This is a genomic window from Rhizobium sp. CG4, from assembly GCF_023701965.1.
In the GTDB taxonomy this organism is placed as follows: domain Bacteria; phylum Pseudomonadota; class Alphaproteobacteria; order Rhizobiales; family Rhizobiaceae; genus Agrobacterium.
The window spans coordinates 322,016-347,217 of record NZ_JABAEG010000004.1 but is presented as its reverse complement, the minus strand read 5'-3'; the positions used below and the strand labels follow the sequence as shown (position 1 = coordinate 347,217).

24 protein-coding genes are annotated in these 25,202 nt (G+C 57.2%); 7 read left to right on the top strand and 17 right to left on the bottom strand.

Annotation, left to right across the window (positions count from 1 at the left end):
- From HGO37_RS26525 to HGO37_RS14915, 3 genes are all read left to right on the top strand, one after another.
- Positions 1 to 1,095 carry an amino acid ABC transporter permease gene (locus tag HGO37_RS26525; protein ID WP_250983991.1) on the top strand — a complete coding sequence of 365 codons (1,095 nt, stop codon included), beginning with the start codon at positions 1 to 3 and terminating at the stop codon, positions 1,093 to 1,095.
- On the top strand, positions 1,088 to 2,530 hold the full coding sequence (locus HGO37_RS14920; protein ID WP_250983990.1) for an amidohydrolase family protein: 1,443 nt from the start codon (positions 1,088 to 1,090) through the stop codon (positions 2,528 to 2,530). Before HGO37_RS26525 ends, HGO37_RS14920 begins: the two co-directional genes overlap by 8 nt.
- Positions 2,531 to 2,762: 232 nt before the next feature.
- Positions 2,763 to 2,966: a cold-shock protein gene (locus HGO37_RS14915; RefSeq protein ID WP_192490822.1), complete on the top strand. Its 204-nt coding sequence runs from the start codon at positions 2,763 to 2,765 to the stop codon at positions 2,964 to 2,966.
- Between the two features lie 232 nt (positions 2,967 to 3,198).
- On the opposite strand, the gene HGO37_RS14910 is transcribed toward HGO37_RS14915, so the two are convergent.
- From HGO37_RS14910 to HGO37_RS14865, 10 genes are all read right to left on the bottom strand, one after another.
- Positions 3,199 to 4,161, bottom strand: a complete 963-nt coding sequence (locus HGO37_RS14910) for a dihydrodipicolinate synthase family protein (protein ID WP_250983989.1) — start codon at positions 4,159 to 4,161, stop codon at positions 3,199 to 3,201.
- Positions 4,162 to 4,501: 340 nt separating this feature from the next.
- On the bottom strand, positions 4,502 to 5,263 hold the full coding sequence (locus tag HGO37_RS14905; protein ID WP_250984093.1) for an SDR family NAD(P)-dependent oxidoreductase: 762 nt from the start codon (positions 5,261 to 5,263) through the stop codon (positions 4,502 to 4,504).
- Between the two features lie 3 nt (positions 5,264 to 5,266).
- Positions 5,267 to 6,964 carry an SMP-30/gluconolactonase/LRE family protein gene (locus HGO37_RS14900; protein WP_250983988.1) on the bottom strand — a complete coding sequence of 566 codons (1,698 nt, stop codon included), beginning with the start codon at positions 6,962 to 6,964 and terminating at the stop codon, positions 5,267 to 5,269.
- Positions 6,961 to 7,956: an NAD-dependent epimerase/dehydratase family protein gene (locus HGO37_RS14895; RefSeq protein WP_250983987.1), complete on the bottom strand. Its 996-nt coding sequence runs from the start codon at positions 7,954 to 7,956 to the stop codon at positions 6,961 to 6,963. Before HGO37_RS14895 ends, HGO37_RS14900 begins: the two co-directional genes overlap by 4 nt.
- Positions 7,953 to 9,035, bottom strand: coding sequence for an ABC transporter ATP-binding protein (locus tag HGO37_RS14890; RefSeq protein ID WP_250983986.1), 1,083 nt, complete (start codon positions 9,033 to 9,035; stop codon positions 7,953 to 7,955). Before HGO37_RS14890 ends, HGO37_RS14895 begins: the two co-directional genes overlap by 4 nt.
- A gap of 2 nt (positions 9,036 to 9,037) precedes the next feature.
- Positions 9,038 to 9,868 carry a carbohydrate ABC transporter permease gene (locus tag HGO37_RS14885; protein ID WP_192490817.1) on the bottom strand — a complete coding sequence of 277 codons (831 nt, stop codon included), beginning with the start codon at positions 9,866 to 9,868 and terminating at the stop codon, positions 9,038 to 9,040.
- Between the two features lie 10 nt (positions 9,869 to 9,878).
- The gene (locus HGO37_RS14880) at positions 9,879 to 10,805 is read right to left on the bottom strand and encodes a carbohydrate ABC transporter permease (RefSeq protein WP_250983985.1); all 927 of its coding nucleotides are present in this window, start codon (positions 10,803 to 10,805) and stop codon (positions 9,879 to 9,881) included.
- 76 nt (positions 10,806 to 10,881) lie between these two features.
- Positions 10,882 to 12,153, bottom strand: coding sequence for an ABC transporter substrate-binding protein (locus HGO37_RS14875; protein WP_250983984.1), 1,272 nt, complete (start codon positions 12,151 to 12,153; stop codon positions 10,882 to 10,884).
- A gap of 22 nt (positions 12,154 to 12,175) precedes the next feature.
- Positions 12,176 to 13,342, bottom strand: a complete 1,167-nt coding sequence (locus HGO37_RS14870) for a mandelate racemase/muconate lactonizing enzyme family protein (protein ID WP_250983983.1) — start codon at positions 13,340 to 13,342, stop codon at positions 12,176 to 12,178.
- On the bottom strand, positions 13,339 to 14,247 hold the full coding sequence (locus HGO37_RS14865) for a dihydrodipicolinate synthase family protein (RefSeq protein ID WP_250983982.1): 909 nt from the start codon (positions 14,245 to 14,247) through the stop codon (positions 13,339 to 13,341). Before HGO37_RS14865 ends, HGO37_RS14870 begins: the two co-directional genes overlap by 4 nt.
- 117 nt (positions 14,248 to 14,364) lie before the next feature.
- On the opposite strand from HGO37_RS14865, the gene HGO37_RS14860 reads away from it, so the two are divergent.
- The 3 genes from HGO37_RS14860 (at position 14,365) to HGO37_RS14850 (ending at position 16,554) form a co-directional block, all read left to right on the top strand.
- The gene (locus tag HGO37_RS14860) at positions 14,365 to 15,276 is read left to right on the top strand and encodes a 2-dehydro-3-deoxygalactonokinase (protein WP_250983981.1); all 912 of its coding nucleotides are present in this window, start codon (positions 14,365 to 14,367) and stop codon (positions 15,274 to 15,276) included.
- A gap of 26 nt (positions 15,277 to 15,302) precedes the next feature.
- Positions 15,303 to 15,929, top strand: a complete 627-nt coding sequence (locus HGO37_RS14855) for a GDSL-type esterase/lipase family protein (protein WP_250983980.1) — start codon at positions 15,303 to 15,305, stop codon at positions 15,927 to 15,929.
- A gap of 160 nt (positions 15,930 to 16,089) precedes the next feature.
- A complete protein-coding gene (locus HGO37_RS14850) occupies positions 16,090 to 16,554 on the top strand; it encodes a heme-degrading domain-containing protein (protein ID WP_250983979.1) in 465 nt (154 codons plus the stop codon).
- A 42-nt stretch (positions 16,555 to 16,596) separates the two neighbouring features.
- Here the strand turns inward: HGO37_RS14850 and HGO37_RS14845 are convergent, their stop codons facing one another.
- The 5 genes from HGO37_RS14845 to HGO37_RS14825 are packed head-to-tail and all read right to left on the bottom strand — an operon-like array spanning position 16,597 to position 21,688.
- Positions 16,597 to 17,529 carry a phosphatidate cytidylyltransferase gene (locus tag HGO37_RS14845; protein WP_192490810.1) on the bottom strand — a complete coding sequence of 311 codons (933 nt, stop codon included), beginning with the start codon at positions 17,527 to 17,529 and terminating at the stop codon, positions 16,597 to 16,599.
- Positions 17,526 to 18,179, bottom strand: a complete 654-nt coding sequence (locus HGO37_RS14840; protein WP_250983978.1) for a lysophospholipid acyltransferase family protein — start codon at positions 18,177 to 18,179, stop codon at positions 17,526 to 17,528. Before HGO37_RS14840 ends, HGO37_RS14845 begins: the two co-directional genes overlap by 4 nt.
- Complete coding sequence (locus HGO37_RS14835) at positions 18,176 to 18,613, bottom strand: hypothetical protein (RefSeq protein ID WP_250983977.1); 438 nt, start codon at positions 18,611 to 18,613, stop codon at positions 18,176 to 18,178. Before HGO37_RS14835 ends, HGO37_RS14840 begins: the two co-directional genes overlap by 4 nt.
- Positions 18,610 to 19,944, bottom strand: a complete 1,335-nt coding sequence (locus HGO37_RS14830; protein ID WP_250983976.1) for a phosphatase PAP2/dual specificity phosphatase family protein — start codon at positions 19,942 to 19,944, stop codon at positions 18,610 to 18,612. The genes HGO37_RS14835 and HGO37_RS14830 overlap by 4 nt, the downstream gene beginning before the upstream one ends.
- 7 nt (positions 19,945 to 19,951) lie before the next feature.
- Positions 19,952 to 21,688 (bottom strand): bifunctional alpha/beta hydrolase/class I SAM-dependent methyltransferase, encoded by a 1,737-nt coding sequence (locus HGO37_RS14825; RefSeq protein WP_250983975.1) that lies wholly within the window; start codon positions 21,686 to 21,688, stop codon positions 19,952 to 19,954.
- Between the two features lie 119 nt (positions 21,689 to 21,807).
- Between HGO37_RS14825 and HGO37_RS14820 the strand changes: the two genes are divergently transcribed.
- A complete protein-coding gene (locus HGO37_RS14820; protein WP_250983974.1) occupies positions 21,808 to 22,419 on the top strand; it encodes a CDP-alcohol phosphatidyltransferase family protein in 612 nt (203 codons plus the stop codon).
- Positions 22,420 to 22,550: 131 nt separating this feature from the next.
- Here the strand turns inward: HGO37_RS14820 and HGO37_RS14815 are convergent, their stop codons facing one another.
- Complete coding sequence (locus HGO37_RS14815; protein WP_250983973.1) at positions 22,551 to 23,312, bottom strand: siderophore-interacting protein; 762 nt, start codon at positions 23,310 to 23,312, stop codon at positions 22,551 to 22,553.
- A 323-nt stretch (positions 23,313 to 23,635) separates the two neighbouring features.
- On the bottom strand, positions 23,636 to 25,153 hold the full coding sequence (locus tag HGO37_RS14810) for a DegQ family serine endoprotease (RefSeq protein WP_250983972.1): 1,518 nt from the start codon (positions 25,151 to 25,153) through the stop codon (positions 23,636 to 23,638).
- Positions 25,154 to 25,202 lie beyond the last annotated feature (49 nt).

Below are 25,202 nucleotides of genomic sequence, written 5' to 3'. Positions count from 1 at the left end.
GTGACGGAAGCTCAACTCGTCCTTGGCACAGCCAGCATCCAGTCCCCTCCCCGGCGTCCGCAACGCTGGCGGCAGGACTGGTTTGGTACGCCTGGCAACGCGCTGATCACCATTCTGAGCAGTGCCGTCGCTCTCGCCCTCGGTTGGTTCGCGATACAGTGGCTGTTTCTAAACGCCACCTTCGCCGGCACACCGGAAGACTGCAAGACGGCAAGCGGTGCCTGTTGGCCATTTCTCAGCACTAAGCTGCGCTACATGGCCTTTGGCTTTTACCCCTATGAAGAACAGTGGCGGCCGCTTGTTTCTCTGATTGTCTTTCTCGGCTCCATTACGGTTTCGATGGTGCCACAGATGTGGAGCCGCAAGCTGCTGCTGTCGTGGATTTTCCTCATCCTGCCCGGCCTCTACATTCTGATGGCGGGCGGCATGTTGGGCCTGCGTGCCGTTCCGACAACGCAGTGGGGTGGTCTGCCGCTGTCCTTCATGCTGTCGTTTGTCGGGCTCGCCTGTGCCCTGCCGCTCGGCATCCTGCTGGCACTGTCGCGCGCCTCTGACCTGCCGGTCATCCGTGTTCTGGCAACCAGCTTCATCGAGATCATCCGTGGTGTGCCGCTGATCAGCATTCTGTTCATGGCAACCGTGATGTTGCCTTTGTTCATGCCGGACGGCGTGACGGTGGACAAGCTGCTGCGTGCCCAGATCGCCATCATCATTTTCGCTGCCGCCTATATTGCCGAGATCGTGCGCGGCGGTCTGCAGGATGTGCCGAAGGGCCAGATCGAGGCTGGCAAGGCACTTGGCATGGGCTACTGGCCGATCATTTTCAAGATCGTGCTGCCGCAGGCAATGAAGAAAGTCATTCCGCCCCTGGTGTCGCTGTTCATCGGCTTCTTTCAGGACACGACGCTCGTGACCATCGTTGGGCTGCTCGACTTCCTCGATACTGTGCGCTCGGCGATGCGCGATCCGGTCTGGCAGGGCATTGCCGTACTGGAAGGGTACGTGTTCGCCGCTGCCGTCTATTTCCTCTTCAGTGCACTGATGGGTGCCTATAGCCGTTTCCTCGAACGTTATTTCAGGACAAGCCATGACTAAGCAGATCACCGTCATCCGTAATGTCGAAACTATCGTCGCCTATGACGAAAAAACCGGCAGCCATGCCTATCTCAACAATGGCGATATTGCCTTCGATGACACGTCTATCCTGCACATTGGTGGGCACTATACCGGTCCATTTGCGGTGGAAGAACACGGCCAGGGCAGTATGCTGTTGCCTGGTCTCATCAACATCCACTGTCATTCCGATGAGGAGCCGCTGTCAAAGGGCATATTCGATGACATGGGCACAGCCGCCCTCTGGGGTCAGGCGATGTATGAATATTCGGGCCTGATCGAAATCAGCCAGGAGGCGCGTGAAGCGTCACTAACGATCATGCTTGGCGACCTTATTCGCAGTGGTGTTACCACACTTCTCGATATTGCCGGGCCTCATGACGCGTGGCTGCCGACGCTGGTTAAAAGCGGTGCCCGTACCTATGCCGCGCCGGGATTTCGTGAAGCGAGCTGGCACGTCGAAAACAGTCACCGACTGGAATATCGCTGGGATAAGGCACGTGGTCGCGAGGCCTACCAACAGGCACTTGCCTGTGTTGACGCCGCCGAGGCCCACCCTTCCAGCCGCATTGGTGGCGTCATCGCCCCGTCGCAGGTTGAGACATGCTCTGAGGACTTGCTGATTGAAGCGACGGCGGCGGCCAAAAGCCGTGGCGTGCCGATCACAATTCATGCCGCGCAGACCATGGCAGAACATGAGGAATTGCTTAGCCGGACCGGCAAGACGGCGGTCAAATATCTAGAAGGGCTCGGTATTCTCGATGAAAGGCTGATCCTCGGTCACTGTATTTTCCTCGACAGCCATTCCTGGACACGTGAACGCACGCAGACCGATATGGAGCTGCTTTCTAAACGCGGTACCAGCGTTGCCCACAGCCCGGTTACGTTCTCGCGCAGCGGCATGATCCTGGAATCGATCGGGCGTTATCGCCGGGCCGGTATCAATGTCGGTATTGGCACGGACAGTTATCCTTACAATATGCTGGAAGAGATGCGCCGCGCGCTAATCTGCGCGCGAATTGCCGGCAAGAGCGTTTTCGACATCAAGACCGGTGATATCCTGGACATGGCAACACTTGGTGGTGCGAAGGCACTTGGCCGTTCGGATATTGGTCGCATTGCGGTTGGCGCAAAGCCGGACTTCTCGCTTGTTGATCTCAACCATCCCGCCATGCAGCCGGTGTACGATCCACTGCGCAACCTGCTGCAATGCGCGGCAGAGCGCGCGGTAGAGGCCGTCTATGTCGATGGACAATGTATTGCGCGTGGCGGCAAGTTGCTTGGGCTGGATTATGATGCTGCGGTCCAGGTGATGAAGGAGGCCTCGAAATTTGCGGTCAGCCGTATTGCCCAAAAGGACCCTCAAGGCCGTTCACTTGGCGAACTCGCACCTCTGTCTCTTCCAGTCCTCAATTGATCTAGTCGACAGGGCCAGATGCAAAACTGCCTGCCAAAGGCAGTTTTGTCAGGCCTTTGTTTGGCCACGTTTGGCGGGTGAAGGCCCAAAAATGGCTGTCTAGGCAATTAAAGTGGCCTCGCAACGTTGTATTTACAGTATTTACTATCAAATATCGGTTGCGGTTGACGGCGCAGATGCCTAATCTCCCGCGTCGGCGGCATAAGGGCCGCCATTATTTACGGGGATATACATGGCCACTGGGACAGTAAAGTTTTTCAATCAGGACAAAGGCTTCGGCTTTATCACGCCAGACAATGGCGGCGTTGACGTATTCGTTCACATCTCTGCAGTTCAGAGCTCGAGCCCACTTCGTGACGGCCAGAAGGTCAGCTACGAAATCGGTCAGGACCGCAAGACTGGCAAGTCGAAAGCGGAAAACGTCGTACCTGCTTGATTAAATCACGGCTCGTTGCCGCGCGTGAATGGGGATCGATTTGATGACAGGTCGCCCCATCTGCGCGGAGACGCTTTTTCGCCGGCACGCTTGATTATGCATTTTGGGAGCTGTGCGGCGCCGTTTACGCTGCCAGAGCCGGCTCTCAGTGAAAATCACCAGTGAGCAGTGTGAAAATACGAAATTTACAGCGGGGTCCGAGTTTGTGCTCGGACCCCGCTGTTATTTCTGGTTACGCCTTGTAGGTCTGGACAGCGCCTGGCAGCTTGCTCCACTGGGCATACCAATTGTCGAACAGCTTCAGCTGTGCTTCGACATAACCACGCTGGCTGTCAGAGAGGAAATCGCTCTCATTGAAGTTCAGCGTGTATTCCTTGTCGCCCTTCACCACCATCATGTGCTTGAAGTAGAGAACGAGATCCGGACCTTCGTCGAAGGATGACAGCACGGCAAGAGCGTTTTCCAGTTCCAATGCACGCTGACGAGCGTCCGCATCACCTGTTGCCGCAGCCATGGAGAGCTTGCACAGGTGCAGGACTTCCTTCGGCAGGACGTTGCCGATGCCGGTGATTGCACCGGTTGCTCCGCAATTGACGAAGCCGTGGACGACGGCGGTGTCGACACCAATCATCAGCGTGACTTCATCATCGCGGCTGGTGATGTTCTCTGCGGCATAACGCATGTCAGCCGGGCCACCGAATTCCTTGAAACCGACAAGGTTCTTGTGCTCCGAACGAAGATCAAAGAACAGGTCGGCACGGGTCGCAAAGCCGTAGTAGGGGCTGTTGTAGATCACCGCCGGAAGATCAGTTGCTGCAGCGAGGATGGCCTTGAAGTGGCTCTTCTGGGCACTCACGACCGAGCCACGCGACAGGACGCGCGGAATAACCATCAGACCCTGCGCGCCTACCTTCTGGGCATGGGCTGCGTGGGCAACGGCCGAAGCGGTGTTGACGGCGCCGGTTCCAACGATCACAGGCACACCTGCCTTGACCAGACGCTCGACACCTTCCATGCGCTGTTCGTCGGTCAGGAGTGGCCAGTCACCCATCGAACCGCAATAAACCACCGCTGACATGCCGAGCGCGATCAACTCTTTGCCCTTCTTGACCAGTGCGTCGAAGTCCGGCGTGCGGTCTTCTTTGCAAGGGGTCATCAATGCAGGCATAGTGCCCGAAAATACTGCGGCGGACATGCGGCTTCCTTTCTGTTGAGCCATTTCACTCACGGGATCAATGGACTTTATACATTCGATTACCCTGGATATAATCTAGTGTATTCATTTTGTCGACAACAAATCTGGATAAATTAATGATGCCCGCACAATATCCCCGGTAAGCTGAGGCTTCCGGTTTGACAGAAGCTTGCTTTAGGTTGGCAATGTCTGGAAAGCTGCCGGAAATTCAGTTTTCTAAAAGATGGCTTTTGGAACAGGCGCAGTCCGCTTGAACACGCCTCGATGGAGGCCTGCCGAGCAACGGAGACAGTAGCGATTGGTCACGCAGGTTAACCAGCAGGTGGCGAGCAGGTCCGGCTCAGTAACCACCGGTCAGGAAAATGCTTTCGCCGGTCATGAAGCTGCACGCCTGAGATGACAGGAAAATCGCCGCTCCGACCATCTCCTCCGGTTGCCCTGCTCTGCCCATCCAGTTGAGGGTGCGGACATAATCTGCCCAGCCATCGGGATCCTCATCTTTCCTATGTGCGTTGCGGTCGGTATCGATCAGGCCAGGTGCCAGCGTATTGAGCAGGACATTGTCGCGGGCAAAATCCCGTGACTGGCTCTGGATAAGATTGTGCTGTGCCGCCTTGGTGGCAGCATAGGCGGTAACGACGCCTTTCGGGCGAAGCTGGTTGATCGATCCGATCGAAACCACCCGGCCCCATTTGCGGGCGGCCATCAGCGGCAGCGCGGTCTGCAGCATATCCACCGTCGAACCGAGATTCACCGCCAGTTGGAACGCAAGATCAGCGGGTTTCAGATCAGACAGGGTCGCGTTGATCTGGGCGCTGGCATTGATGATGAGAATATCGATCGGTGCGATGGCTTCAGCCCGTTTAATCAGGTCTCGGCCAGCATTGGGGCTTGAGAGGTCGCTTGCCAGTTCCTGCGCTGTGCCGCCTGCATCGGTAATGCGTTGCTGAACAACTGCTGCGCCTCCGGCTTTTGTGCCGTGCAGAATGATGTGCGCGCCAGCCCCCGCCAAACCTTCGGCAATGGCGGCACCGATGCCGCGACTGGAGCCCGTCACCAGTGCTGTGCGGCCCTTCAGGCCAAAAACTGTTTCAAGACGCATCATTTATCCTTCGGACACTGAACCTTCGAATAGCGGTATGCGCGCACCGGCAACGCCGGGGCGGCAGGAGAACAGGCCACCCGACAGTGGTGCATCTGCCAGCGCCGAAGCTGGCAAACGTGTGCGGGCGCTGGTGATGAAAAGTGTCGAGAGGTCTGGACCGCCAAAGGCGATACTGGTTGGTCTTGGCACCGGCAGATCGATCACCTGGTCCAGCTTGCCATTGGGTAGATAGCGATGCACGCACCAGCCATCCCAGATTGCGCACCAGACACCGCCTTCAGCGTCGACCGCGAGCCCGTCCGGTCGACCGTCGGCGACCGGAATGCGCGCAAATTCGCGTCGTCCCGACAGAGTGCCGGTCACTGGATCGCAATGATATGCGTGGATGAGCCCCGGCACGGTATCGACAAAATAGAAGGTGCGAGCATCCGGGCTCCAGCCAAGGCCATTGGATACGATAATACCGCCCTCCTTGCGTTCGGAGGCACCAGAGGCATTGATGCGGTACAGCGCGCCTGTTGGTTTGGAGGCGTCGATCCGCATTGAGCCAACCCAGACAGCACCGTCGGGTCCACATTTGGCATCGTTCAGGCGGTTATCGGCAATGCCCGCTTCCGGGCTGACGAAAGGTGTCAAGCGACCGGAGGCAAAATCCAGCCATTCAATGCCATCTTGCGAGGCAACCAGCAGACGGCCTTGCGAAACTGGAATGACAGCACTGACCAACTTGCCGGTTTCCGCAGTGTCGTTGCGGCCGGTTGCCGGGTCAAAGCGATGGACCGCCGGGTGCAGAATATCCACCCAGTAGAGGGCCCTTTCGTCTTCGTGCCAGACCGGGCTTTCACCAAGTTGTGCGCCCCAAGGCAGAACGCAACTGAGGTCCGCCATGTGGCGCCCGACAGCTGTGCGCGGACGCGGACGTGAACTGATGGCGACGGCACCCGCGGCACCGGTAATGCGCCGGGCTGCTGCAATCAGTTCACGGCCAGCTGGATGGATGTTGGATGCATCGAGACGTGAGGATGGGCCAAGCGCCACCAGTACGCCGATCGGCGTATTGTCGCGCCCCATCACAGGAGCAGCCACCGAATTTACGCTGCGCAAATGCTCTTCATAGGAAATAGAATAACCGCGAGCCCGCGTCAGTGTCAGGTCGGCCTGCAGCGCATCGAGTGTGATAATGGTTTGTGGCGTTTGCGCGTCCAACGTCAGACGCTCGATGAGTGACCGGCCGACTGCAGGGTCCTGAAAGGCGAGAAGCGCCTTGCCAGGCGCGGTGCAATGTAGCGGCACGCGGCGGCCCACTTCAACGCGTACGGACAGACCATTGGGTGAACGTTCGACCAGATATTGCGCCATCACACCGTCCAGACGACACAGGGCCACCGTCTCGCCAAGCTCGGCCGCTAGCCGTTCCAGTTCAGGTGTTGCGGCCGAGACGAGATCGAAACTCTCCCACACCTTATGCGACATTTCGAGAAAACGCTGGCCCAGCACGTACGTGCCGCGCGCCTCGTCCTGGCGCACCAGCCCGTAGGCGATGAGCGTGCGCAGAATGCGTGCAAAGGTTGGCTTCGGCAGGCCAGAGGCGCGCAGCAATTCTGCAAAACGCAACGGTTCTGGGGCATCGGCGACCATGTCGAGCAAGGTCAACCCTTTGGCGAGCGCGGCTGTCCCTCCCGGCGTTTCAGGCTTCATGGCCTCTTCCCCCAAGGCTCGTTCTCCCCGGTGAGACGCTGCCGCCTTGCGGCGATGGCCTCGTCCAGCATTCGCTTCATCGTCCATTCCGCCCTAAACCCCAGCCTGTTCCTGATACGCGCGTTTGACGTGTGGTAATAAACGCCTGCGCCGGGAAAATCGACTGGTACGATTGGAAGGCCGGTTAAAGTTGCCATTTCGGTGATGAGTTCGGCAAAATCTTCCGGTTCGTCTGATCCGAGATTAAAGATCTGACCTGCCGCGTCGGGATGATCGAGCGCCAGGAGAATACCCGCCACCATGTCGCGGGTTTCGGTTATGTGCATGCGGAACGCACGGCCGTTTTCATTGCGTGCCAGAACATGTGCGGGCTCGCCGATGTCTCTGGAGCGCAGAAGATCGGTGATAGCAAGGTTTCCAAAGTTCTCTTGCTGGCGGATACGTGGTCTCAGGAAAAAACGCGGGCCGGAAAAGAAGCTGTCTTCATCCAGCAATTCGCTGGCGTCCTGCGTGTGCGAAAATCGCAGGATCACGGTTTCCATTGTGCCAGTGCGCTGGTGGAACTGTACCAGTTCTTCCCCAAGCAATTTGGTGAGACCGTAAGGAGAGTTTGGACGGAGTGGATGCTCCTCGGTGACCGGTAGAAACTCTGGCCGATTTTCAGGATAGACTTCGCCTGAGGACGCAAAGACAAAACGACGCACACCTGCGGCCGCAGCCGCATCCAGCAGCCGCCGCGTTCCCTCGACATTGGCTGCAAACATGCGGTCGCGGTCAGCGGCTGCCCAGGACATAAAGGCGCCGAGATGCAGGATATCCGTTACGCCTTCAACTGCCCGCGCCAGACTGCCAGCATCGTCAAGCGAACCAACGACATCGCCATCCGTCCCTGAAGGCTTGACGTCAAAACCTCTGATGGCTCGACCTTGTGCCCTTAAAGCAGCAGTGACAGCGCGGCCAACCCGGCCTGCTGAGCCGGTGACCAGGATCATAACCGTTCACCGGTCTTGGCATCGAACAGATAAAGCTGGGCAGGATCAAAACCGAGCCTGATGTCTTCGTCCCGTGGCAGATTTCCGGTATGGGAAACGCGGGCAATCAAGCCCTTAGACTTTCCCTCTTCGCCGTCTGCGATGCGTGCGCCTTCAACGTTGAAGTAGACGTATTTTTCCGATCCGAGGCTTTCAATCAATGTTGGGCGGACAGAGAAGGTCACCGGCGCATCACCAAGCACGAGGTGCTCCGGTCTCAGGCCAATCACGACCGCGCCCTGATGGCTGGTGGCGCGTGGCAAGGCCACCTGCTGACCAAACACCGTCACCGTGCCATCGCGCAATTCCGCATTGAGAAAGTTCATGCCCGGCGAACCAATGAAGCCTGCCACAAAAAGATTGGCGGGGTTATTGAACAGCTCGTCGGGTGCGGCGATCTGCTGGATGATACCGCCCTGCATGATCACAACACGGTCAGCCATGGTCATGGCCTCGACCTGGTCGTGGGTCACGTAAACGGTGGTCACACCGATGCGTTTGTGCAGGGCACCGATTTCGGCGCGCATATGGACACGTAGCTTGGCATCAAGATTGGACAAAGGCTCGTCCATCAAAAACGCCTGTGGCTGACGCACGATTGCACGGCCAAGTGCGACGCGCTGGCGCTGGCCGCCGGAGAGTTCCTTTGGTTTGCGGTCGAGATAGGGCGTCACTTCAAGGATACGCGCTGCATCATCAACACGTCGATCGATTTCTGTTTTGTCAGTGCCGCGCATCTTAAGGCCGAAACCGATATTCTGGCGTACGGTCAGATGCGGATAAAGCGCGTAATTCTGAAACACCATGGCGATGTCGCGATCGCCGGGCGCAAGATCCGTTACCTCGCGGTCACCGATGAAAATCTCGCCTTCGGAGGCAGGCTCGAGACCCGCCAGGATTTTCAGCATCGTTGATTTGCCGCAGCCGGATGGTCCGACCAGCACCACGAACTCGCCGTCTTCGATCTCCAGAGAGAAGGGCCGCAAGACGTTGAGCGCACCATAGGACTTGCTGACATTGCGAATGGAAATATTGGCCATGCTTATTTCTCCGCGCCAGCGGTAAGACCGCCGACCAAATAACGTTCAAGAAAGAGGTAGATTGCGATGATTGGCAGCGCGATGAACACCGATGCGGCGGAAATGTCGTTCCAGTAGGTGACATATTCGCCCTGCATCGTGGTGATGCCAAGATTGGCCGTCCAATTGTCGGGTGAGTTAACGAGGAAGGTCCGCGCATAGGCATAGTCCGCCCAACTGAGCACGAAGGCATAAAGCGCGGTTGCGGCAAGGCCCGGCGTCGCGATGGGCAGGACCACACGGATCATGGCGCCGATGGGCGAACAACCATCAACCATGGCAGCCTGTTCCAGCTCCTTCGGAATGGTGTCGAAATACCCCTTCAGCATCCATGTGGCGAAGGGAATGATCATCGTCGAATGCGCCAGCACAAGCGTCCAAAGACTGCCGATCAGGCCAAAGCTGGAGAAGATCGAAAACAGCGGAATGACCAACAGTGTGGCCGGCAACATCTTGGCGGTGAGGACGAACATCCCCATGGTTGCACCACCCCGCATGGAATAGCGTGACAATGCGTAACCGGCGCTGACAGAAACAAGCATCGACAGCGCCACCGAGCCTACGGCGGCAAGCATCGAGTTCCAGAGCCACATCAGAATGGGTTTTGCTGCCCAGACGCGGGCAAAGATGTCCCACTGCGGATCGTCAGGCCAGAAGGTTGGCGGCAGGCGGTAAAGTTCATCGGTCGTCGACAGCGCCGTTACCAGCAACCAGTAAACCGGAAACAGGATCATGATCAGGGTGAACGCGACCGTGGCGTAAAGCGCGAGACTCTGTGCGAATGTGCGTCTCATCAAAGCCTCCTCAGTAGATGGATTTCGAACGCCGGCCCAACATCAGCAGGCTGGCAATAATGCAGATGACCAGTGTCAGTACGCCGACAGCGGCGGCACGACCGAAGTTGTGGTACTGGAAAGCCTGATCGTAGGTCATGATCGACAGGGTCTGGGTGGAGCGCAGTGGCCCGCCACCGGTCAGGACCTTGATGATCGAGAAATCACGGAACACCCAAAGCAGGGTCAGCACCAGCGTGACGCCGAGAACCGGCATCAGAAGTGGCATGGTGATCCAGCGGAAACGCTGCCAGACACCGGCACCATCGACCTTGGCTGCGGCATAATAATCCGCAGGGATCGACTGCAGGCCGGCAAGGCACATGATCGATACGAAAGGAAACCCTTTCCAGACCATGGTAATGGCCACCGCCCAGAAAGCCGCCGTCGAACTGCTGACCCACGGGATCATCTGGTCGGTGAAACCGAGCTGTATCGCCAGCCAGCCAAACAGGCCAAAAGAGGTATCAAACATCCAGGCAAAGATCACCACAGCGATGATTTCCGGTACTGCCCAGGGCAGTGCCATGCCGAGGCGGGCAGCGGTACGACCTTTGAAACGGTTGTTTACGAGAAGTGCTGTGCTGAGACCAACGGCAACACTGCCGACTGTAACCACAATCACCAGTTTCAGCGTAACCCAGCAGGCCAGCCAGAATTCTGGCGAGGAAAATAGCCACACATAGTTGCTGATCGAGAACGGACGGCTAGCACCACCCAACCTTGGTATCTTGACTTGCTGGAACGACAGGTCGATCGCCAGGACAAGCGGCCAGACGATGATGGCGGCGACCATCAAAACCGCTGGGGCGATTAAGATGTAGCCGAGAAGATGTTGCCGGCTGGGGCGCGCAAGGTCAAAGAACTTGCGTCGCTCCGGCTGAACGGTGTCGGTCATGGATATTTCTCCTGCCGGATGCTGTGTGATATGTGCATGGCCCGCAAGGCAAGCGGGCCATGGTCCCAAAAAAGGGTCAGCCTTTGATGCTTTCCGCCTTGGCCTGCATGGTCTTTGCGACTTCCGCAGGGTCGAGGTCCTGAATGATCATCCGTTGGGTCTCTTCCATCACCATCTTGCTGAACTCGTTGTAATAGAGCTCAAGCCCGATCGGTACACGGTCGATCCCCTTCTCCGATGCAGCCTTCATCGTTTCCAAAAGAATCGGGAAATGCGGAATGGTCTTTTCAACGCCAGACACATCAGCCTTAGGGCTTGGCGGCGTGTTGCCGCCTAGCGTCGCATAGGTGCGCTGGAATTCAGGTGTCATCGTCAGCTTGATGAAATCCCAGACCAGTTGTTTCTGGTCATCGGGAATGTCTGATGGCATGGCCAACACGTTGGATGAGCCACCGAGCGGCGGTGTCAGCGGTGGTACAGCATAAACGATGTCGCTCTTGGCCGAACCTTTTTCGGTGGTGCCGTAAAGCCATGGTCCATCCAGTCGCATGGCCATTTTTCCATCGGCAAAAAGCTTGCGCACATCGCTGGCGCTCATATCGACTGGGCTGATGCCGCTTTTCATCACGGTTTTCCAACGCGTCAGGCCCTCGACCATCTCAGGCGTATCAATGGTGATATTGCCGTCCTTGTCGGTCCAATAGGCACCGGCATCGATGATGTAGTTCAGCATCTCGGTGAGATATTGGCCCGGGCCACCCTTGGTTTCATGACCCGTACCGAACTGGTCGATGATACCGTCACCATTGAGATCCTTGGTGGTTGCCTTGGCAGCGGCAAAGAATTCATCATAAGTCTTTGGCACCGCAATGCCGGCCTCATCGAGAATCTTCTTGTTGTACGCCATCACGAAACCGAAGTAGTTGGTCATGATGCAGACGGTTTCACCGTTCCATTCACAAGTTTTCTGACCGGCCCAGCCGGTCATGTCGATGCCGTCCTTTTCGAGCCAGGGATCGAGTGGCTCCAGCCAGCCGCTATCGGCAAACATCTGGAATTCGAAGGATGCGAGATGCACGATCTGTGGCGGCTGGTTGGCCGCAAACAGCGTCGTCATCGTATCAGCGTAGGAACTGCGCTCGGCCTTGGTGAATTCGATCTTCACGCCGGGATGCTGTTTTTCAAATTCTGCAATGGCCGAGTGCCACCACTCACCGGTGCCAGCATCATCGGTTTGCCAGGAAATGAATTTCAGCACCGTGTCGGCCATGGCAGGCGCAAGGCTGCCAATGGTCACCAAAGCTGTTGTTGCGGCGCCGAGCGCCAGTCTTTTCATTGTCTTGTTCATGGCTTCCTCCCAAAGAACCAATTCAGATACGTTCAAGCATACTGATTGCCGCCTCCGACGGCCTCACGCCGAGCCCAGGCCCGGACGGCAGGTAATAACGACCTTCGCGGCAATCCATGTCACCTGAAAGAAGGCGACGGTTCGGTTCGAAAATCGAATGCTGGAATTCGTGGCCTTTAAGCGTCTTTAATGTTGAAGACGCCTGCAGACTTGCGGCCAGAAAGATACCGGCACCGACAGTGGCATGCGGGATCACGTCAATGCCGTGTTCGGTCGCAAGAGCACCGATACGAACAAAGTTGGTGATGCCCTTGTGGCCCATTTCCGGCTGCACGATGGCGATGCGGCATCGCTCGATCCGGGCGCGCATGTCCCAATGTGTGCGCCACTCCTCCCCGACGGCTATCGGGATGTCGGTGCCTTTGGACACTTTTTCCAGACCGGCAATGTCTTCGGTCCAGACTGGAGCTTCGGCGAACCATGGATCAAACGGCGCCATGTCTGCGATCAGCTCCAGCGCCCGTTCCGGCGTTTGGTTCCAATGCATGTCGGCGGCGATTTTTGCGTGCGGTCCCAAAACCTTGCGCAGGTTTTCCATTTCTGCGGCCGGGCCATCATCTGCCACCGGTGTCGCAAATTTGAAGGAATCAAAACCGCGATCCTGCCAGTATTTTGCCAGTTCGCCGCGTGCCTGCAGCGTCTTTTCTGGCAAGCCGGAAACATAGGCAGGAAAATCGTCTGCGCCACCGCCCAGCATGTCTCGCACGGATTTACCCGCTTCCTGACCGGCTATATCCCACAGAGCAATATCGAGGGCCGCCAGTGCATCGACATAAAAGCCACCGGTGTAACCACGCACCCGCATCATGTCGTAGAGATCGTCATAGATCGCCGATGGGTCGGACGCGTCACGGCCGATGACAAAACCGGCCAGCAGATCATTGATCAGTGCAGCCACAGCACCTGGTGCAACAATGCCATAGGTTTCGCCCCAGCCAGTGATGCCGCTTTTGGTCGTCATGCGGACGAGCACGCTGCGATCGAAGGTCGGGTAGACCGTGCGGTTTCCCTTTCGCACGATATAACCATTGGGATTGACCACCTCACCTTCCCTTAAAGCGCCCAGATAAGGCACTTTACGGGGTTGGGTGAGGGTAAAAACCTCAACTGATGCGACCGGGCTGTTCATGCGGCCTCCGCGGAGAGAAGACCGAGTTCCACTAGATTGGCATCGATGTCGGCAATAGCTGCCGCGTCGAGATCAGGAGTCGATGCACGCACGCCTACGCCGTCGATGATGCCGCGACGGGCCAGCACATGTTTGGTCAATCGCATACGATAAACCGCCTGCAGGACCAGAAGCGGCAGGGTGCGGACATAGACCGCCCGTGCCTCGTTGTGTTTGCCCGCTACCAGTGCCCGGTCGATCGCTACATGTTCACCAGCAATCTCGAGTGCTGGCATGGCAGCGGTTGCGCCGCGGGCATATTCATCCAAAATGTAACGTGCACCGCCGCCGCCGATGACGCCTTTCAGGCTGGCAGGGGCATTCGCGATGATGTGGCTGATTGCCGGGCCGGCCGGCAGTGTCTCTTCCTTGACGTAGGCGACACGCGGCAACGCACGAATAATCTCAACAATAGCCTGGGGTGACAGGTCTGAACCGCGTGGTGCAGGCGCATTCTGCAGAATGATTTCGATCTCTGGCAGCGCGTCTAGCACATGGCCAAGAAATTCGATCAATGCCGGAGCATCGGTGCCTACCGATTTCGGCGGCTGTACCATCAGATGGCGGATACCGTGGCTGGCGGCCACGCGTCCGTGCTCTACCACTTCGCGCCAATCTGCAGCGCTCGCACCAGCCACCACAGGGATTCGCCCTGCGGCTTCCTTAACAACCACGGCCAGAAGCTCAGCACGTTCGTCAGCGCTGAGGTTCTCAACCTCGCTGGCAAAGCCGGGAAAAACCACGCCGTCCACGCCCTGTTCGAGTGCAAACCGCACCAGCCGTGACATGCCTGCTTTATCAACCTCGCCGCTCTTCAAAAACGGTGTTGGCAGAACGGGCAGTATGCCCTTCAGACCAGTCGCCATTTCCTCACCTCCCAAAGAAGTCTCACATATTGATACTATGAATTCACTAATTGACACTACATGCGCAAAACTCTTATGACAAGCCCTTAGATGAAAATGAGCGAGGAGGCTCACGACATGGCAGAACAAACCGCATCGATCATCGTCGATTGGGGAACCACATCACTGAGAGCTGCGCTGGTGGACGCCAATGGTGAACAACTGGACCAGTTGGAAACCGCACAGGGCATCTCGTCCCTTCAGAAGGGCGAACATGAGGCTGCATTGATGGGGGCTCTGGCGCCCTGGTTCTCGACCCATGGTGCGATCCCGGTGGCTGCGCTCGGTATGATCACCAGCCGCAACGGCTGGGTGGAAATTCCCTACGTGCCCTGCCCGGCAGGACCTGCAGGCTTGGCCGCCGGCAGCACAAAACGACAGTTGCCGAATGGGTCGGACCTGGTTTTCCTGCCGGGATTGACTGACCGGGCCCGTCGCCCCTTCCCGGATGTGATGCGCGGTGAAGAGACGCAGATCGTTGGGCATGGGCTAGGCGCTGATGCAACCATCATCATTCCGGGCACCCACAGCAAATGGGCAAGCGTCAAAGCTGGCAAGATCGCCGGTTTTCAAACCTTCGTGACTGGTGAAATCTTCGCGCTGTTGATCAACCATTCCTTCATTGCCCGAGGTGCCACCCAGCCGCCTATTGATGATCCGGCCGCTTTTGACCAAGGCCTTGAGGAGGCGAAAAACTCGCGCGCGATGCTCTCACTGCTGTTTTCATCGCGAACGGGCGGATTGGCTGGCAAGCTGTCACCCGATCAGTTGCGATCCTACGTTCATGGCATGGTCATTGGTCAGGAATTCCGGCAGGCCTGCGATGCGGGCTGGTATTCGCCGGGCGACAAGGCAACCATTGTTGGCAATGACGGATTGAACGACCTCTATCTGGCCGCAGCCAGAAAATTCGATCTGGAAATTGACCTCGGTGCAGATGACGTTCTTGTTCGCGGGGCGTTGAGTGTTCTCAAACATTCACTTTCGTAGACCTGCAATAGTCCGGGAGAAACCCAATGTATGACTTTCCGCCCAGTATCGGCACAGGCCGTCACGAAAACGATATCATCACAACGCTGGCTCGGCTGGAGCGTATCGGCCTGCCTGATAATCCGATTGCCTTTTACGGTTCGTCATCGTTCCGGATCTGGAGTTCGATCACCGAAGACCTCGGCTCACTGGATGTCGTCAATCTGGGGTTCGGTGGTGGAACATATCTTTCCGGCATTCACTACATGGACCAACTCCTGACGCCTCTGAAGCCACGCCGGATTGCCCTGTATTTTGGCGAAAATGACATTGCCAGCGATGGCCTGACAGCCCAGACAACTCTTGGCCATTTAAAGACATTGCGAGAGGCTATTTCAAAGACTTTGCCGGAGGCCAAGGTTTTTGTTTTTGCCATCAAACACAGTCCGGCCCGCTGGATTTATCGCGATGAATTTGACTTGTTCAACCAGCTGGCCCGTCAGTGGTGTGAAACGGATGGCAATGCCAGCTGGCAAGATCCAAGCGTCGGCCTGATTGGCGAAAACAGGTTGCCGATGTTTCGCTACTACCTTCCCGATCTCGTTCACATGAATGCTGCCGGTTACGCCGTTTGGTCGACATTTCTGAGGAAAACGTCGGGTTTGCTGGGCTGACACGAACAGGCACGATCCGTTGCCAAGCGGTCGGCAAGTGGGTAACTGCAAGTATGCCGTGAGGCATGCTTGCTTTGCCCTCAAACTCGCGCCACTATTCGTGCCAGCAGCCACAGCGCGTGTGCCATGCATGACCGAAAATCTGACTGAAGGTAATTTAATGAGCTTGCTTGCGCCAACGCTTTCAGAACTTCTTGATGAACAGGAAAAACTGCAGCTTCCGCATTTTGACTATGACGTTGCCTGGCAACTTGGCGCAAAAATTCGCGAGCGCGCAGTCGCTGCCGGCTTGCCAATCGCAATCGAGGTCCGGCACGGCAACGACGTGGTGTTTGCATGTCTTCTGCCGGGCGCAACGATCGATAATTTCAATTGGGCACGCCGTAAGTGTGCGGTTGTACACCGGTTTCACAAAAGCTCTCTCTACATGCGGATAATGGCTGAAGAGAAGGGCTACAACCTCAATGAACGGTTTGCATTGCCTGTTCTGGATTTCGCACCGTCTGGTGGTGCTGTCCCGCTTTTCCTGAAAGGCGGCCTGTTCGTCGGGTCTGTCGCGGTAAGCGGTCTGCCGGATGTTGAGGATCATAAGCTGGCGACGGAATGTATCGCTGAGCTTTTATAGGCTGCACAATTTGCCGCGCAAATACAGAGCTGGACTTGAAACTCAAGTCCAGGCGTAGCGGACAATGTGGAAGAATACTGGCGCCGCAAAAACCAGGCTGTCTGCCCGGTCCAGCATGCCGCCGTGGCCTTCGATCATATGGCCCCAGTCCTTGACACCGCGATCCCGCTTGATGGCGGAGGCAACGAGGCCACCGAAAAAGCCCATGACGCAGGAAAGTGCGGCTAGGAATCCGGCTTCCAGTGGTGAAAACGGGGTGAGCCAGAACAGCCCTGCCCCCATAAGAGACGCGCTGGCGATGCCGCCAATCAGCCCTTCCCAGGTTTTGGATGGCGAGATGCTCGGCGCCACCTTGTGACGACCGAACAGTTTGCCAAAGATATATTGCAGCACATCGCTGCCTTGCACTGTGGCAATCAGAAAGGCGATGAGCAACAGCCCACGCCCTTCATTGCCGGGAATGGGTAGCGTGACGAGCGCCGGAACATGGCTGAGGCAATAGACCGACAGCATCACACCCCATTGCTGTTCGCTGACCCGCTCGAGAAAGCGGGACGTGTCGCCGCGCATCGCCGTAATCGCTGGCATGGCAAGGAAGCAGTAGACCGGAATAAAGATCGAATAGAGTCCGTACCAATCGATCCAGATCAGATAATATTGCGTAGGCACAATTATCAGGAACATGCCAAGCAATGTCCAGCGGTCGGCGTGGCGCGTCTTGGTCAGCGTTACATATTCCCGCAGCGAGGCGAAGGAAACGAAAGCAAAAAGCAAAAGCACCCCGCGTGTCCCAAACAGAAACGCGAAGCTGATGCCGGCGACCATGATCCACCACGCCTTGATACGCGCATTGAGATTGTCCAGTGTCGATGGCAGCGGTTTGGGGCTGCGCCAGGACAACACACCAGCAATGACGCTCGCGGTGACGAGCACCCCGATCAGACCGAGAAAAAGGCGCGTGGTGTCGTCGCTCATCCGTTATTTCCATCTTTTCGCGGGGCAAGGGATAGAAGTGCCTGCCGAGCGCGCTCGAGAAATTCTTTGCGGTCTTCGCCCTCTTTGAGCGTCACCGGCGCACCAAAAACGGTGCGGCATAGCAGCGGGACGGGAAGGAGAGCCCCTTTCGGCAAAACACGAGACATGTTTTCGATCCAGCAGGGAACAAGTTCGACGCCCGGGCGGGCGACAGCGAGGTTGTACAGACCGGAGCGAAACCGCAGCAAGGGTTCCTCCGTCATGTTGCGCGTGCCCTCGGGGAAAAAGATGAGGGATTCACCGGCGTCGAGCGCATCCAACATGACCTGCATGGGGTCAGCCGTTCGTTCCACCCAATTGCGCTCGACAAGCACCGTCCGCAGCAAGCGGCGGGAGATGAATCGGCGCACATGCCCTGCGCTCCAATAATCGGCACCGGCCACCGCCGCTGTCCGGCTACGCTCGGATGGTGTCAGGCACGTTGCGACCAGAATGAAATCGCCGTGACTTGCGTGATTGGCGAAATAGATGCGCTGACCACCATTCGGTGCTGATCCGGCCCAGATAGGCCGGACCCCGGTCACCGCCCGCGCAAGCACAGCGAGCATCGACCCGGAGACGATCTGAAGCAGAGATGCACTGCCGCTCATGTCGCAACTCCATCGACGGCATCAAGCATAAGAATGCCATAGAGCAAAATCGCAATGGCAAGGGTCGACCATTGCAACAGAATGAGGCGACGGCATCCGGAAAACCGTTGCAATAGCGGTGCTGGAACGGCGGTCCTCGCCCGAAGCCTCATACGGGCCAAAACGTCATCGATAGCGGCGAGTGCTTCCGCTTCACTCTCATGAGATGCGGCCAGATGAAAGAGACGAGCGTCGAAGAGAAGATGGACGGCTAGTGCGATCGGGGCAAGGCAGAAAGCCACCAGCAGCCACCATCCAAGGGCTGCGGTAAAACCGTGTGCCCCTGCTGTGACCGGTGCGACGGCGACCAGCAAAAGTGCGATCAGACCACCGCTGATGCCATTACGCCGCAACCGTCGGGCCATACGCATTGTGGCCGTTTTCCAGTCACTCATCGTGCCGCCTCATCGATTGCCGCATAGGTTGCCTGTTTCAAATGAACCGTCCGACCAAGCGTCATCAGGTGGTCTGCCGCCGCTTTGGCATTTGTCGCGCGGCCTGACCGTACAAGCCAACACGCGACGACGGCAGCACTGCGCTGAAAACCGAGCGCGCAGCAGACGAGCACGGGTCCGTTCCGGCGAGCGTCATCAACGGCCAGCGCTCCGGCACGGATTCTTTCTGGCGTCAGGGCCAGCAGGTCGAGTGATGGAATGGAATGCCAGTTGAGGCCGGGGACGCAACGGGCTGGAAATTCTGCGGTCATATCGACAACAGAAGAATAGGCGGAAAGCTCTTTTCGATCAGGTGCACGTCCAAGAAACACTCTATCCGCGATCTCGACCGCAGCCGGTAGCTTGCGCGTCCACCACCAGCGGTTCACCTTTGCTCCGAGGCGATAGGGCCAAAGCAGCCAACGGCTCGCAAGGCTGGTTGAGCCGTTGCCATCCTTTTGAAAGACCTGTGGTCCCGCACCGGCGTAACCGATCGCCACCAGTGCCAGTGCAACACTCGGCCACAACCACAACAGGCCTGCGCCGGAGTTGCGCAACGAAAGGACTGCGATCAGAAGAAACAATACGACACCCACCGCATAGGCCAATGCCAGTCGTCTCGCCCTTTGATCACCGGTTAAATGGAAGGTGGCGATTGGTGATGTTTTTTGTGCCGGAAACAGCCAGAGGGCAAACAGACCGAGCAGTGCACCTGTCGGAATGTCGATCAGATGATGTTGCCAGGTGGTCAACACCGATATGCCGATCAGCAGGCACCAGACGTGCCAAATACCGAGAACTGGACCCTTTAAACGGACACGCCAGTGATCCCAGATGATCACCAGAAGGGAAATGTGTAGCGAGGGTGCCTGATTGAACGGTTTGTCGAAGCCACCGAGAACATCGAACATGAAACCCGGCAAGCCATGAGTTTCAGGTCGGACAAAAATTGCCTGTAGCGGGAATAACAGGAAGCAGACAACGGCTATGATCTGTGCGGTGAGATAACGACGCGCCAAGCGGCCGACGTCGTCCGTTGTGTCGTTGACAAACAGAGACAGCGCATAAAAAGCGTTGATCGACCAATAGGGCACGATTGACCAGGCAATGAAGGGAATGTGTTTTTCCCAGGCAAATGCCAGGTTCGGCACGTCTGCACGCAGCGATGCCTGCCAGTTCGCTAGGCCGTAGGTGAGATAAAAGAACGGAGCGAGGAAAGCGAGCCACAGGGCTGCCCGTCGCAGAACCGCGCTGCGTGTTCCCTCGGGAACCGATGTAACCCCCTCCTCCATGTCGCCCTCAGATACGTTCGGCCAGCGACACGGTGAAAATGCCCCACTTGTCGATGCGCTGCTCAATCTTGCGGAAACCGGCGGCCGCGACAAGCTGATCCATTTCCTGCTGCGTGCGGCGACGCATGATCCAGGCTTCGCCACCACGATGAGAGGTCAGCGCCCGCGCAATCATCTCTAGCTGCGGGTGCCAAGGCTGGCCAGTGTAAAGCAGCAGCGATCCCGGTTCCAGCGCCAGCGAAAGGCCGCGAAGCGAGGCTTCGATGGCATCATTGTCAGGGAACAACTCGTAGAGGCCGGAAACCACGGCAAGTGTCGGCTTCGGCTCAATCGCGGCCAATCCCGCCGTATCGAAGGCATCGGCGCGGTGGAACGAGGCGATATCACTCAGGCCACGCTCGGCAATCAGTGCGCCACCCTTTTCGACATTGATCGGTGAGTAGTCCTGCAGGCGGATACCGTCCGGTCGCACATCTGACGCTGCGACCGCATCGAGAATGTAACGTCCGTGACCAGCTGCGATGTCGAGCACGCGCACAGGCTTTCCCTCTGCCTTGAGCCGGGCGAATGCCTTGCCGATCAGCTCTTGCAAATGCAGCTTGCGCTGCCGGATACCACGCCAGCCGATGGCATTGAGAAACTGGCGATCGATCAGCCGGCCGCCGGGGCCAAGGCCTCGGGCATCGTCTTCATAGATGTAATCAAGCGTCGAGCCGGAATCGAAGCCGGTGCGAACACCCGTCTTAATGCCGTTTGAAAACAGACTGCCAAAACGGATCGAGGAGCGCGTCAAAGCCCAGTAGAGACCACGGGGTGTGGTCAATGATAGTGGCGTTGCCAATCGGTCAGCTTCATCGCGGCTGTAACCGGAGAGATGTGCTTTGCGAAGATCTGCAATAACAGGTGCGTCATTGAAACGCGCTGTGATGAATGCATTGATCTTTTCCAATGCCTTGACCCGGTGTAACTCGCCGAGCGTGTCGTGATAAAAGCCTGGCAGCACATGGCGTTCCTTGATGGTGCTACCGAGATTCTCAAAAAAACGATGCTGAGGCGCATGTCGCACGACGAAATCACTGCCGGAAATGAGCAACTGCGTCGGTACAGTAATGGCGCGGGCGTCAGAGACTACCCTGTCGGCCGCCTCGTAAAGCTCCAGAAGAATGTTGGAAGCGATGGGGCGGGTAATCTGCGGATCGCTTTCGAATGATGCAATACGCTCAGGATCATGCGTCAGGAAACGTGCCTTGACGTAGGAATTGACGAAAAAGGTGCCTTTCAGCTTTTGCCAAACAGCAATGCCTTCCTTTGCAAAGGGAACATAAAGTTTGACGTCGAATGCTGGCGAAGCCAGCACCAGTGCGCGGATATTGGGCGCATAGTCGTGCACCCAGGTTGCTGCGAGCACTGCGCCAACACTCTGTGCGACAACGGCAATCTGATCGATGGCAAAACCGCCGGTCTCGCAAATATGACGGACGAAACAATCGAGATCGCGTACCGAATGGGCGAAGGATGGCGAGTGACCGCGTTCACCGGGAGAATTTCCGTGACCGCGCGCGTCCCAGGCATAGAAAGCGAAGTCATCCAGACCAAGCTCTTCGGCAAGATGGGCTACTCTGCCGCCATGTTCGTGGCCGCGATGGAGAAGCACGATTGCACCCTTGGCAGTGCCGGAGCGTGCCGGCCAGTAACGGTAGAAAAGCTCCATGCCGTCATGGCTCGCAAACTCTGATTTGATCATGCCGTTGTCACTCCCACTTGACTGAACTGGACTCTATAAGGATGATTTCCCAAATTTCCAGTTGATTTCATCAACTTGCGCCTGCATGTGTGGATGCACTCAATCGGATTCGGGCTTTCATGTCGATCTACAAACTGAAATCTTCGTTTCAGGCCATCCTTCGCCCGCTTGTCGGACGGCTGGCGGCATCAGGGGTAACAGCCAATCAGGTGACCGTGGGTGCGGCACTTGTTTCCGTTGCAATCGGTGCGTTGTTGCTGGTTCAGCCGCTGCCGGGACTGTTTGCACTGGTGCCACTGTGGATGTTTCTGCGCATGGCCTTTAATGCCGTCGACGGCATGCTGGCGCGTGAGCATGGGCAGCAATCTGCCCTCGGTGGCTACCTCAATGAAATTACAGATGTAGTGTCGGACGCAGCACTGTACATTCCCTTTGCATTGGTCGCGCCCTTCTCGCTCCCATGGATTGCGACCATTGTTTTCCTCTCGGTGCTGACGGAATTTGCCGGTGTGCTGGGTGTCGCCCATGGCAAGGAACGAAACTACGAAGGGCCGATGGGAAAAAGCGACCGCGCCCTGTTGTTCGGGGCAATTGGTCTGCTTGTGGCGATGTTCGATACGCTTCCTGAGTGGATGTGGCATCTCCAACCGATGGCCTGTGTGCTGTTGATCTGGACGGTGGTCAACAGGGTGCGTACTGGCCTGCCAGATCGGGATACATCAGATATTTGAGATCGTGGGTGCCGCGAAAACGGCACGCCTGCGACTTTCCTTGAGCGTGATCAGACACCCGTCAGTCACCAGCACAGGCTGAGTGACTGACGGCTCTTCATGGCAAGCAAGTTCTGGTGCATTACAGGATGTCACTCGAATTTTTCATGAGCGTCCGCCATGCCTTTGACCCAGTAGCCGGAGGCCTTGGTCCACGGCAGGGCATGCCCGCGCTGTTCAACGAGATAGCGACGCACGTCACGCGTCACTGATGCTTCGGCTGCAACCCAGACAAAGGTGTGCGGCGCGATTTCGATCTGTTCAAGCGTCTGAAGCAGCAGGTCCGCCTTGGCGGCATCGCTGAGTGGCCGGTAAACCCAATGGATGTTCACCTCTGCCTTTGAGGTAAAGTCTTGCTTTTCCTCAGGTCCGGTAATTGCAATGACCGCAGAAATCCGTTGGCCCGCCAGGGCTTCCTCTATGCGGCGGCCAATTGCCGGCAGCGCCGTTTCGTCGCCAACCAGCAACCAGTTGATGATGTCTGGCGAGACGACCGCAGAGCCCTTGGGGCCGCCAATGGACAAGACGTCACCGATCTTGGCATTCAGTGCCCATTGGGTCGCCGGGCCTGCTTCATGGATGGCAAAATCAATGACGACAGTGCGTGACGACGTATCGTAACGCCTCGGCGTGTAGTCGCGGCGTTCAGTGGCGCCGCCTGATGTCGGAATGAAGATCTTGATGTGGTCGTCCGCCCCGAGGCTGACGAAGTCCGAAGCGTCGTCGCCCTTCAGCGTGATGCGCAGCATCGCCGGAGTGATATAGTCCTTGGCGATTACGGTGAGATCACGTCGCTTTAGTTCGTGACGAATACGGTCAATTTTCGGAGAAGAAGCAAATACGTCGGTTGTCAAAATGTATCCCTTTCAGAGGCCGACGGATCGATCTGCAGGACACAGCCGCGCAGATCAGAACCGGGAAGCCCGTTTGATCATGCGCGTTGAGTTACGTTAACGCTTACGTGCCAAAGAACCTTGGCAGTATTCTGTTTAATTAGGGCGGTGGGCTGCGATTTGCAAGAGTCTGGGAGTCTCCAAACTTTCCTTCTGCCGGCATTTGACGGCCTGGTCGATACTCTCATGCGGATAGGCAGCCTTCGGATTTTTACCGGAAATATCGCCACGGAAAACCGGCCTTGCACCCGAAGAGTACAAGGCCGGTCTGATTGAGCTTATGATCAACCGACTGCGAACGGAACGGTCACAAAGCTCTGGTCGCTGCCGCGCTGGATGAGCAACAGAACGGCCTTTCTGCCTGTCTTGCCAGCATTTGCCACGGCCGTCTTGGCTTCCTGGGCTGTCTTGACCGCATGCTGATTAACCGAGAGGATCAGGTCGCCTGCCTGCAGGCCAGCTTCCGCTGCCGGCTTGTCAGGTGCGACGCTTGCAACGACGGCACCAGTTTCATGTTCTGGCAGGTTAAGGGCCTGACGGACCTGATCATTAACATCGGCAAGGCCAATGCCAATGGTGTGAAGCTTTTGTGCTGCAGGGCCGCCCTTGTCCTGATCGGTCGAAGCCTGTTGTTGGTCCTGGCTGTTTTGGCCGATCGTCAATTGCAGGTTCTTGCTGGCACCCTGCCGCCATACCGTCAGGTTTTCTTTCGAGCCAGGGGTCATGTCTGCAACCATACGCGACAGGTCGCGTGGTGAAGAAATGGCCTGACCACCAAGGGCTGTGATCACGTCACCGACCTGGACGCCAGCCTTTGCAGCAGGGGTGTCATCGTTCACGCTGGCCACCAGCGCGCCTTCAGACTTTTCGAGCCCAATCGCATTGGCAATATCGGCAGACACTGGTTGGATCTGCACGCCGATAAAGCCGTGCTCAATAGAGCCGTCCTTCATCAGCTTTGCCACGACCCGCTGGGCCTGATCCGAAGGGATGGCGAAACCGACGCCGACACTACCTCCGTTCGGTGAGTAGATCGCCGTGTTGACGCCGACGACACTGCCGTCGCTATTCACCAGAGGACCACCAGAGTTACCGTGGTTGATTGGTGCATCGATCTGGATGAAGTCGTCATAAGGGCCAGAATGCAGGTCACGACCGCGTGCCGAGACGATACCCGCAGTGACCGTCGTGCCGATGCCGAACGGATTACCGATCGCGAGGATCTGATCGCCAAGCTTCAACTTGTCGGAATCACCCCATAACACGGTGGCGAGTGGCGTCTTAGCCTCGATCTTTAGGACCGCCAGATCCGACTTTGGATCAGCCCCGATCAACTTTGCAGGCAGTTCCGTACCATCATCGAGAGTGACCTTGATGTCGATGGCATTGTCGATCACGTGGTTATTGGTAACGATGTAGCCATCCGACGAGATGACAAAGCCTGAGCCGAGGGCTTGGGAACGCTGCGACTGACGCTGCTGTGGCATTGGCATGCCCCGCTGCCCGAAGAACTGCTTGAATTGATCGTTGAAGGGCGAGTTTTCACCAAAAGGTGAGGTTTCGTCCGAAGCGACGGATTCTGTTTTCATCGTTGTGGTGACGGTAACGACGGCAGGCTTGTCTGCAGAAACGATGGAGGCAAAAGAGCCTGTTGGTGCAACGATACCGCTGACTGCCGGGGCCGTGGATGGTGCTGCAAAAGCAGCATTGCTGCCAAGGATGACCGGTGTTGCCAATGGCACTGCGATAATGGCGGCCCCGAGCAGGGCGAGGACGCGATTTCTGTGAAGGATATTCGACATGATCATTCTCACTCTCTTTTAACACCGGGACAGGCAATTGCTTCCCATC

Coding starts and splice junctions, on each gene's coding strand:
- HGO37_RS14920 (WP_250983990.1), top strand. CDS start 1,088: ATGACTAAGCAGATCACCGTCATCCGTAATGTCGAAACTATCGTCGCC.
- HGO37_RS14915 (WP_192490822.1), top strand. CDS start 2,763: ATGGCCACTGGGACAGTAAAGTTTTTCAATCAGGACAAAGGCTTCGGC.
- HGO37_RS14910 (WP_250983989.1), bottom strand. CDS start 4,161: ATGTCCGCCGCAGTATTTTCGGGCACTATGCCTGCATTGATGACCCCT.
- HGO37_RS14905 (WP_250984093.1), bottom strand. CDS start 5,263: ATGCGTCTTGAAACAGTTTTTGGCCTGAAGGGCCGCACAGCACTGGTG.
- HGO37_RS14900 (WP_250983988.1), bottom strand. CDS start 6,964: ATGAAGCCTGAAACGCCGGGAGGGACAGCCGCGCTCGCCAAAGGGTTG.
- HGO37_RS14895 (WP_250983987.1), bottom strand. CDS start 7,956: ATGATCCTGGTCACCGGCTCAGCAGGCCGGGTTGGCCGCGCTGTCACT.
- HGO37_RS14890 (WP_250983986.1), bottom strand. CDS start 9,035: ATGGCCAATATTTCCATTCGCAATGTCAGCAAGTCCTATGGTGCGCTC.
- HGO37_RS14885 (WP_192490817.1), bottom strand. CDS start 9,868: ATGAGACGCACATTCGCACAGAGTCTCGCGCTTTACGCCACGGTCGCG.
- HGO37_RS14880 (WP_250983985.1), bottom strand. CDS start 10,805: ATGACCGACACCGTTCAGCCGGAGCGACGCAAGTTCTTTGACCTTGCG.
- HGO37_RS14875 (WP_250983984.1), bottom strand. CDS start 12,153: ATGAACAAGACAATGAAAAGACTGGCGCTCGGCGCCGCAACAACAGCT.
- HGO37_RS14870 (WP_250983983.1), bottom strand. CDS start 13,342: ATGAACAGCCCGGTCGCATCAGTTGAGGTTTTTACCCTCACCCAACCC.
- HGO37_RS14865 (WP_250983982.1), bottom strand. CDS start 14,247: ATGGCGACTGGTCTGAAGGGCATACTGCCCGTTCTGCCAACACCGTTT.
- HGO37_RS14860 (WP_250983981.1), top strand. CDS start 14,365: ATGGCAGAACAAACCGCATCGATCATCGTCGATTGGGGAACCACATCA.
- HGO37_RS14855 (WP_250983980.1), top strand. CDS start 15,303: ATGTATGACTTTCCGCCCAGTATCGGCACAGGCCGTCACGAAAACGAT.
- HGO37_RS14850 (WP_250983979.1), top strand. CDS start 16,090: ATGAGCTTGCTTGCGCCAACGCTTTCAGAACTTCTTGATGAACAGGAA.
- HGO37_RS14845 (WP_192490810.1), bottom strand. CDS start 17,529: ATGAGCGACGACACCACGCGCCTTTTTCTCGGTCTGATCGGGGTGCTC.
- HGO37_RS14840 (WP_250983978.1), bottom strand. CDS start 18,179: ATGAGCGGCAGTGCATCTCTGCTTCAGATCGTCTCCGGGTCGATGCTC.
- HGO37_RS14835 (WP_250983977.1), bottom strand. CDS start 18,613: ATGAGTGACTGGAAAACGGCCACAATGCGTATGGCCCGACGGTTGCGG.
- HGO37_RS14830 (WP_250983976.1), bottom strand. CDS start 19,944: ATGGAGGAGGGGGTTACATCGGTTCCCGAGGGAACACGCAGCGCGGTT.
- HGO37_RS14825 (WP_250983975.1), bottom strand. CDS start 21,688: ATGATCAAATCAGAGTTTGCGAGCCATGACGGCATGGAGCTTTTCTAC.
- HGO37_RS14820 (WP_250983974.1), top strand. CDS start 21,808: ATGTCGATCTACAAACTGAAATCTTCGTTTCAGGCCATCCTTCGCCCG.
- HGO37_RS14810 (WP_250983972.1), bottom strand. CDS start 25,153: ATGTCGAATATCCTTCACAGAAATCGCGTCCTCGCCCTGCTCGGGGCC.